Annotated in this window: 5 protein-coding genes; all 5 read left to right on the forward strand. The window is 72.0% G+C overall.

The genetic code is table 11. The features are described from left to right. Positions 1-132: 132 nt before the first annotated feature. The 5 genes from ACFRAR_RS28795 (at position 133) to ACFRAR_RS28815 (ending at position 9,067) form a co-directional block, all read left to right on the forward strand. Positions 133-3,141, forward strand: a complete 3,009-nt coding sequence (locus tag ACFRAR_RS28795) for a lantibiotic dehydratase (RefSeq protein WP_380701367.1) — start codon at positions 133-135, stop codon at positions 3,139-3,141. Beyond that, on the forward strand, positions 3,138-4,403 hold the full coding sequence (locus tag ACFRAR_RS28800) for a lanthionine synthetase C family protein (RefSeq protein WP_380701369.1): 1,266 nt from the start codon (positions 3,138-3,140) through the stop codon (positions 4,401-4,403). Before ACFRAR_RS28795 ends, ACFRAR_RS28800 begins: the two co-directional genes overlap by 4 nt. Before the next feature lie 15 nt (positions 4,404-4,418). Continuing rightward, the gene (fxlM, locus tag ACFRAR_RS28805; RefSeq protein WP_380701371.1) at positions 4,419-6,497 is read left to right on the forward strand and encodes a methyltransferase, FxLD system; all 2,079 of its coding nucleotides are present in this window, start codon (positions 4,419-4,421) and stop codon (positions 6,495-6,497) included. 5 nt (positions 6,498-6,502) lie between these two features. Further along, complete coding sequence (locus ACFRAR_RS28810; protein ID WP_380701373.1) at positions 6,503-7,666, forward strand: hypothetical protein; 1,164 nt, start codon at positions 6,503-6,505, stop codon at positions 7,664-7,666. 222 nt (positions 7,667-7,888) lie between these two features. Further along, complete coding sequence (locus tag ACFRAR_RS28815) at positions 7,889-9,067, forward strand: hypothetical protein (RefSeq protein ID WP_380701375.1); 1,179 nt, start codon at positions 7,889-7,891, stop codon at positions 9,065-9,067. Positions 9,068-9,129 lie beyond the last annotated feature (62 nt).

Consider the following 9,129-nt stretch of genomic DNA (forward strand, 5'->3'; position numbering starts at 1 on the left):
TTTTTTTTATCTGCGACGGGGGCCGCCCCCCCGGGGGCGCTCTCCCCCCCGGGGGGGGTCCCCGGGGCCCGGCCCCGGGGCACCCCCCCGCCCCCTCCCCGCCTCCGTCTCCGAGCCCCGAGGTCCGCAGCGATGCGCACACCCGCTCCCAAAGCCGTCTACCGCGCCGCCAACGCGGCTCTCGTACGCGCCGTCGCCCATCCCGACCTGCCAGTGCCAGCGTGGCCCGACCTCTCAGCCACCGGACCCGCCGCAGCCCTCCAACAGGCACAGTGGCTGCGGGCCCTGTGGGCCGACGCCCACCTCGCCCAGGCCCTCGAACTGGCCAGCCCGGCCCTCACCGATCGCATCGCCCAGCTGATCGGCGGTCCCCAGCCCAACCCGCGCGAAGTTCGGCGTGCCGCGCTCTCCACCGCCCGCTACGTCCTGCGCGCGGTCGGCCGTGCCACCCCGTTCGGACGCTTCGCGGGTGTGCAGGCGGCATCGTTCGGGCCGTCCTGCGTCGTGCGGTGGGGTACCGGACACCACGTTGTCACCAGTGTCTCGGAGTCCCTGATAGCACAGGCTGTCGGCCTGCTGGAGTGCCGCCCCGCCGTGCTGGCGCTGCTGGACGTGACGGCGAACAACACCGTCCAGGTGCGGGGCGAGCGCCTCGTCGTCCCCCACCGACCGGTCCCCCGGGCCGACGGCAGCACTGCCGCGGTCGAGACGACCCTGCGCCGCACCCGCCCCGTCGCCTTCGCCCTCACCGCTGCTCGCCTTCCGATCCGCTTCCGAGAGCTGGTCGACAAGGTCCACACCGAGTTCCCGACCGCAACCGTCGAACAGGTCGCCGGCATGCTGTCCGAGCTCGTCGCCCAGCGTGTGCTCATCACGAACCTGCACGCTCCGGCGACCAGCCCCGACCCGCTCGGACACCTCCTCACGGTCTTGTCGAAGATCAGCGCCGAGCACATCCCCGAGACAGCCGAGATCCTGACGGACCTCCGGACCGCCGGCAATCCTCGTCCGGTCCCCGCCGTCGACCTTCGGCTGGACGCCGACCTGGTCCTCCCCCGCTCAGTGGCCGACGAGGCTGCCCGAGCCGCCCACCTACTGGCCCGGCTCAGTGCCGCGCCCAACGGCACCGCGGCGTGGCGCGCCTACCACCAGCGGTTCTACGAGCGCTACGGCCGCGGCGCCCTGGTGCCGCTGCTCGACGTGGTGGCCGACAGCGGAATCGGCTGGCCCGACGGCTACCCCGGCGCCCGGCCCGCCGACCAGCCACGCTTCGACAAGCGCGACGAGTTGCTCGCCACCCTCGCCCAGCGGGCCGCACTCGACGGCGAGCGCGAGGTCGTCCTCGGCGCAGCGCTGTTGGCCTCCCTCCAGCCAGGCCCGGACGAACCCCGCCTTCCTCCGCACCTGGAAGTCATCGCCCGCGTCCACGCCCGCAGCCGGGCGGCGCTCGACCGGGGCGATTTCCGGTTGGAGGTGGTCGCGGCGTCCCGGGCCGCCGGCGTCTCGGTCGGCCGCTTCCTCCACCTCCTCGAACCCGAGCGCCGGGCTGCCTTCACCACCCTGCTGGCAGACCTCCCGACGATGGACGACCACGCCGTCACCGCACAGCTGTCGTTCCCGCCGCTCGACCCGGCCGGCGGGCACGTCACCCGCAGCCTGCCGACGGGCCGACTGGTGATCAGCCTCGCCGAGCACCGCCCCGCCACCGACGGCGCCCTCGGGCCCGAGGACCTGGCGGTGGGCTGCGACGGGCGGCGCATGTACCTGGCGGCGCCGACGCTCGGTGTCCGGATCGAGGCCACCGCCACCCACGCCCTCAATCTCCGCCACCACACTCCACCGCTCGCCCGGCTGATCACCGAGCTGTCCCGCGCCCAGGCCGCACAGGTCACCCTCTTCGACTGGGGCTCGCTCCACGCGCTGCCCTTCCGCCCCCGGCTGCGGCACCGACGCGTCATCCTCTCCCCCGCCACCTGGCGCCTCACCGCGGCCGAACTTCCCTCCGGCGACGCCTCGCAGCAGCGGTGGAACGAGGCCCTCACGTCGTGGTTGAGCCGGCACCTCGCCCCACGTCACGTGCTGCTCGCCGCCGACAGCCAGGGCCTTCCCCTCGACCTCGACCATCCCGGCCACCGGGTCCTGCTCCGCGACCACCTCCGCTCCGCCCCGCACGCTGTCCTCGTCGAGGAACCCAACCCGGCCGACCTCGGCTGGGCCGATGGACGGGCCCACGAGATCGTCGTCCCGGTCACCGCCACCCGGGCCCCGGCATGGCCGCGCCTGCCCAAGCCCACCCCACACCGGGTCCTGCAGCGAGGCCACGGCGACGCCCCGGGCACCTCCCGCGTGCTCCTCGCCTCCCTCTACGGCGACCTGGAACGCCAGGACACCGTCCTCGCCCGGCACCTGCCCGACCTCCTGGACAGACTCGGCAACCCGAAGTGGTGGTTCGTCCGCTTCCGCGACCCGCGCAACCACCTGCGGCTGCGCATCGCCCTACCCGAGCCCGTCGCCTTCGGCCCCGCCGCCACCGTGATCAGCACCTGGACCGCCGAACTCCACCAGACCGGCCTGCTGTCCGAGGTCGTCTACCCCACCTCCTACACCGAGACCGGACGCTGGGGCGAGGGACCGGCATGGGCAGCGGCAGAAGAAGTCTTCCGCACCGACTCTGCCGCCGTCCTCGCCCAGCTGTCCCAGACCGTGCTGCCTGGTCAGTGGGCGCTGCTCGCCGCCCAGGCGGTCGCCATCACCGCAGGGTTCGCCGGATCGACCACCGCTGGACTGCGCTGGCTCGTCGACAACGTCCCGGCTCAGGCGCCGACCGCCGTACCCAGGTCGGTGTTCCGCGAAGCCGTGCACCTCGCCGACCCCGCCCGCGGCTGGGCGGCGCTGTGTGCCGAACCCGGCGGGGCCGCGATCGTGGATGCCTGGTCCGTACGCCACCGGGCGCTCGACTCCTACCGCTGCTTCTTCCCCGGCTCGCACACCGAAGGCGTGCAGGCGGACGACGTGCTCGGCTCCCTGCTGCACTGCAGCTTCGTCCGCGCGCACCGCATCGACTTCGACGACGAGGCCCAGGTCCTCTACCTGGCCCGGGCCGCCGCCCTCGCCCGCCTGTCGCGGGACGGTGACCGGTGACCGTCCCTCACCCCTCTCTGCGGTTGTCCGACCGGATCGCCGAACTCCTCGCCGACCCCGAGGCCGCAGCGTCCGCCTGGTCGTCACGCCCACAGTGGCGCCAGTCCCTCGCCCACGGCGCACCCGGCATCGCCCTGCTCCACATCGAACGCGCCGCCACCGGCCGAGGCCCGTGGGAACCGGTACGTGCGTGGCTGGCCGTCGCCGCCAAGGGGCCGGTGACCAGCGGCCCGGACAGCTACCTGCACTACGGCGCTCCGGCCTTCGCACAGGCACTCGCCTGCGCCGCGCGGGCACGGCCCGGCTCCTACAGCAGCGCCCTCGCCCACCTGGACGACGTCGTCGCTGACGACGCCCTGCGCCGCTGCGATGAAGCCCTCGCCCGGATCACCCGGGGCGACCTACCGGCGCTGGCCGAGTTCGACGCCATCCGCGGCCTGGCCGGCGTCGGCGCGGTGCTTCTCCGCCGCGACCCGGACGGCGAGGCGATCCACCGGGTCCTCGGCTACCTCGTCCGCCTCACGGCCGACGTGAAGCACAACGGCCGAGCGCTGCCCGGCTGGTGGACCATGGACGGCCCCTCCGGCACGCCGGACGAGCGGTTCCCCGGTGGGCACGCCAACACCGGTGTGGCGCACGGCATCGCGGGCCCGCTCGCCGTTCTCTCCTTGGCGCTACGGCAAGGTATCGAGGTGGACGGTCAGCGCGAGGCGATCCGCACCATCCTGGCCTGGTTGGAGCACTGGCGCGACGGCCACTCCTGGCCATACTGGATCACCCCCGGCCACCTGGACGGCGACGGCGATGCCCGCGCGCCGCTGGCGCCGCAGCGGCCGAGCTGGTGCTACGGCACTGCCGGCGTCGCACGCGCCCAGCAGCTCGCCGCCCTCGCCCTCGACGACTCCCGTCTGCGCCGCGATGCCGAAAGCTTCCTCGCTGCCGCGCTGGTGGACCCGAAGGCGCTCGCCGCAACCACCGACTTGTCGGCCTGCCACGGTTCCGCCGGGCTCGCCCACATCGCCCACCGCGCCGCCTCCGACGCCCTCCCGCACAACGCGGCCCGCCTGCGCTCCGCTGCCTCCCTACTGCTCGACACCGCGCACCCGCCCCGCACCGACCCCGACGAACAGGCGCACCACCTCCTCGAAACGGCCGGGCCCGGATTCCTGGAGGGCGCCGCCGGTACAGCCCTTGCCCTCCTCGCCCCTGCGACCGGCACCATTCCCGCAACCAGCTGGGATGCCTGCCTCTTGACCTTCTGACCAAGGACTCCTTCGATGACCACCGGCTGGATCCAGCACGACCTCACCTTCGCCGACCCCGGCACCGTCGAACAGATCACCGCCCACCACCTGGCCCCCGTCCTCGCCCACGCCCAGAACTCCGGCGCGCTGGACGGCTGGTGGTACATGCGCAAGAAGGGACTACGGCTGCGCTACCGCGCCGCCGCCCCCGCCCCCGTCGTCACCGCGCTCCTGGACACGCTCGCCGAGGCGGGACTCGTCGAGGGCTGGGCAACCGTGGCCTACGAGCCGGAGACCGAGGCGTTCGGCGGCCCCGAGGCCATGGAGACCGCCCACCGGCTCTTCCACGCCGACAGCCGGCACCTGATGGCCCGCGCCGCCAAGCCCGACCCGCCCGCCCTCGGCCGCACCGAGACCTTCGTCGTCCTCGTCTCCGCCATGCTCCGCTCCGCCGGCCTCGACTGGTACGAACAGGGCGACGTCTGGGCCAAGTTCGCCGCCGAACGCCCCGCGCCTCCACCCCTCGCACCCGAACGGGCCGCCACCCTGACCACCAGGATGCACCGCCTCATGACCCTCGACACCCGCCAACTCTCCCGCCCCGGCCAACCGCTCGCCGGACACACCAACTGGGTCGACGCCTTCGAGGAGACCGGACAGGACCTCCTCCGCCTGGCCCGCGACGGCCGCCTCACCCGCGGACTACGCGCCGTCCTCGCCCACCTGATGATCTTCCACGCCAACCGCGCCGGCGTACCCGTCGAGCACCAATCCGCAGCCGCTGCACGCGCGTTGAACACCGTCTTCCATTCCGGCGAGGGCCCCACGCCCTCGCAGCCCACCATCCACACAACCACTAGGGTCGCCCACGTGACTACTCTCAGCAACAACAATGCCACCCCCGTCAAACGGCTGCGCGGCAGCCTCACCGACCGCCTGCTCGCCCAGGGCGCCATCCGTTCAGACGCGGTCGAGGCCGCCTTCCGCACCGTCGCCCGCGAGCACTTCCTGCCCGGCTTCCCCCTGGAGGCCGCCTATGCCGACAACCCCACCTACACCAAGACCGACGGGTCCGGCACCCAGATCAGCGCCGCTTCCCAGCCCGCCATCGTCGCCCTGATGCTGGAGCAACTCGGCGCCCGGCCCGGCCAGCGCGTCTTCGAGGCCGGGGCCGGAACCGGCGTCAACGCCGCCTACCTGGCCACCATCGTCGGCCCCGACGGGCACGTGATCGCCGTCGACGTGGACGACGACCTCGTCGACGGCGCCCGCAAGCACCTCGCGGACGCCGGGATCACCAACGCCGACGTGGTCCTCGGCGACGGCGCCCTCGGCCACCCCGACGCCGCCCCGTTCGACCGGCTGATCGCCACCGTGAGCACCAGCGAGATGCCCACCGCCTGGCTCCAGCAGGTCAAGCCCAGCGGGCGGATCGTCCTGCCGCTGCGTCTGCGCGGCACCGCCTCGCGCACCATCGCCTTCGAACGCGGAGAGAACGGCTGGGTGTCGGTCGACGACCAGCTCGCCGTCTTCATGCCGCTGCGCGGCAGCATGGACGACGCCCGCCGCACCGTCACCCTCACCCACGAGGGCGACCTCACCGTCCAGGTCCACAAGGACCAGACCGACGCGGTCGACGCCGACCTGCTACTCGGCATCCTCGACACCGAGCGCCACGACGTCTGGACCGGCGTCACCATCCCGGCCGGCACCACCTACGAGTACCAGGACCTGTGGCTCGCCCTCACCCTCCCCAACTCCCTGATGCGGATGAGCGTCACCGGCAACGCCCGCGAACGCGGCGTGAACCCCATGTTCGGCTGGGGCGCCATGGCCACCGTGGACGCCGACTCCCTCGCCTACCTCACCCTGCGCCCCGGCGAGCCCGACCCCGACGGCCGCAAGACCTACGAGACCGGCGTCATCGGCCACGGCCCGACGGGCGCCGCCCTCGCCGACCTCGTCGCCGAGCAGATCCGCACCTGGAACACCGGTTTCCGCAGCCGACCCCTGCGCTTCGAACTCCCCGACACCCCCGCCACCGCGGACCCGGCTGCCGGCCGCTTCGTCCTGAGCCGCCCCCACCACCCGATCACCGTCACCTGGGAGTAGCCCGCGTGCACCCGACCGGACCGATCGCCCAGCGCTTCCCGCTGGTCGCCCGCCACCGGCCCGCGTGCCTGCCCCTCGACGCCCGTGTCGGCCGGCTCACCAAGCTGGCCGACACGGCCTCCCGGCAAGCCGACCCGGGCCTCGCCTCCACCGTCTTCAACCAGGCAGCCCTCCTCGCCTCCGACCTCGGCCTCCCCGACTACGCCCGCGAACTGTGCCACCGCCACGCCGCCCTTTACCTCACCCGCGGCCCACTCCCCGCGATGAGCGCCATCCGCGGCCTGGAGCCGATCGTCAACCTCGCCCGCCTCCACATCCGCGCCGGCCACCACCAACACGGCCACCAGCTCCTCCTCGACCTCTATCGCGCCGTCGCCACAGCCGCCGAGACCACCCTCGACGGCATCACCGTCCCCACCCACCTCACCGAGACCGACCAGCAGCGCCACGAAGTCCGCAAGTGGCTGTGGCGCGTCGTCATTGCCGACGGCACCCGCGCCCTCACCACCGCCGGCCGCTGGACGGACGCGCTGCACCACGTCGAGGCGCATCGCGGCATCGGCCAGCGCATCCTCGACGGCCGCCAAGTCGCCGTCCTCGCCTCAATGACCAACAATGACCTGCCCGGCGCCCTCGCCCTGCTGGCCGCCACCGAGCCGGGCGAGCCGTGGGAGGACGCCGTCACCGCTGTGCTCACCGCCCTGTGCCGCCCCGGCGACCGGCACACCGCCGAGACCGCGATCGACCACTACCTCACCCTCGAACCGGACGAGGGCCTGACCGTCTTCACCACCCGCCTCGCCCTGACCGCGATCGACGCCGCCGGCCCGGACACCTCCGCCGACCGAAGCCTGATCGAGCAGCTCTGCCGCCGGGCGGGCGAGACGGGCGACGGCTACGCACTGCGCGACCTCCTCTCCCACCCGGACATCCGTGACCGCCTCGATCCCGGCCGGACAGCCGAACTCGCACAGGCCCTCGCCGCCTGCGCGCTCGGCTCCGCCACCCTCCCCGAGCCACTCCGCGACCAGCTGGAGGCCGCCCTCGCCGACGCCCGGGACGTGCTCGAAAGACTCCCGTTCGGCCTGGGCTCACCCGGGGGCAACCCACTTGAACGCCGCACTCGAACAGCTCCATCATCGGATGTCTCCAGCTCCTGGCGTTCATGAACTCAGCTCCACAGAAGCAGGCTTGAACACCCAAGCTCGCCCGCCCGCACGGCGGTTGTGGTCGCAGGCGCTGCGTGAAAACCAACTTCCCAACCACCCGCGCCCCGTCCCGCAAGGCCGACACCCCCGTCTCGGCAAACCGCTCGCAGTAGCAGCCATCGCCGCCGTACCGTACGGGGTGTCCGGCCAGCTCGTTGGCCAACGAAAGGGAGGATGGAAAGGTTGGACGAGCGAAAGTTCGCAGACATGGCGCGCCAGTTCGTGCATTCGAGCCTTGATTCATGGCGACGCTCGCAGGATCAGGCGTTTGCCGTGCTCCACGCGGGCATCGGGTGCGAACATCTTCTCAAGGCCCTGCTGTGCCACCACGATCCGCTGCTCATCTCCGACAAATCGGACTGGGCCCATCGCTTCCACGCACTCGGCCACGGCGATGCGCCCGGTGTGAAGCCTCTCAACGAGGCGAAAACCATCGGCATCGTCGAGGCCTTCCGGCTCTCGACGGTCTTCATGCGGGGCCGGATGCCCATCACTGAGCAGGCGTTCCGGCCGGTCGCCGACGCTCGTAACAGCGTCGCCCACTATGCCTACCACGACGAGAAGGCCGTCAGGGCGGTGCTGGAAATCAGCCTTCGGGTCGTGGAAGCTGTGCGTGCCGAACTCGACCTTGACTCAACCGCCTTCTGGGGCGAGTACCAGAGCACGTTCATCGACCTGGACAAGGTGGCGGCAATGCCTGGCCCGTCAGGTCAGGTCGGCTGGCCGTCGCTCGAAGTCGCCGCCGAAGAGCAGGCGCTCGTCGAACGAGCTGCCGCCCGTTCGGTACTCAGCGCGGCTCTGGCAACGGCCATCGAGCTGTCACCCCGGGGGTTCACGGATTGTGCCGACAACCGCCAGCACGACATGGCTCTCACGGCTCTGGTGACGGGCCTCCGTGTCGCCGGCGCTCGGGCGCGCCAGTCCGCGACAGATCTGCTTACGAGGTACGAGGTACTGCCGTTCCCAGCCCAGCCGGATGCTACGCACGCTGTCCCGGGCATCAACCAGAAGGCGCAGATCTCCATGGCGGTGAGGGTGCTCATCTCTTCGAGCGTCATTGCCGGGTTGGCCGACATCGCCCGTGCCGAACACCCCGGCCTACCAATTCTAAAGATCGTTCACACCGACCTCTCCGGGTGGATGCGTGACAACCAAGGCGCTGACGACGGCTACCTCGGCTGGAGAGAATGCCCAGCCTGCGGGTACAGCGGTACCGCGGTAGGGAACCTCACCGCCGTGCCCTGCGCATGTTTCGACGAGGACTGCGAGCATCCGGGCCATCAAGTCGATACTGGCATTGCCGAGTCGTTCTCCTGCATGTTCTGCGGACTAGTACTCCAGCCGCACTTCGTGATCACGTAGCGAGTCGTCGCAGGTAGTGGCTGTGGCGGGCTCTGCCTTGGTGCACTCGTCGCCACATCGAC

Source organism: Kitasatospora sp. NPDC056651 (genome assembly GCF_042792155.1).
Lineage (GTDB): Bacteria > Actinomycetota > Actinomycetes > Streptomycetales > Streptomycetaceae > Kitasatospora.

What these genes read in the sequence shown, in the direction of transcription:
- ACFRAR_RS28795 (WP_380701367.1), top strand. Translation starts at nt 133, where the DNA reads ATGCGCACACCCGCTCCCAAAGCCGTCTACCGCGCCGCCAACGCGGCT.
- fxlM (WP_380701371.1), top strand. Translation starts at nt 4,419, where the DNA reads ATGACCACCGGCTGGATCCAGCACGACCTCACCTTCGCCGACCCCGGC.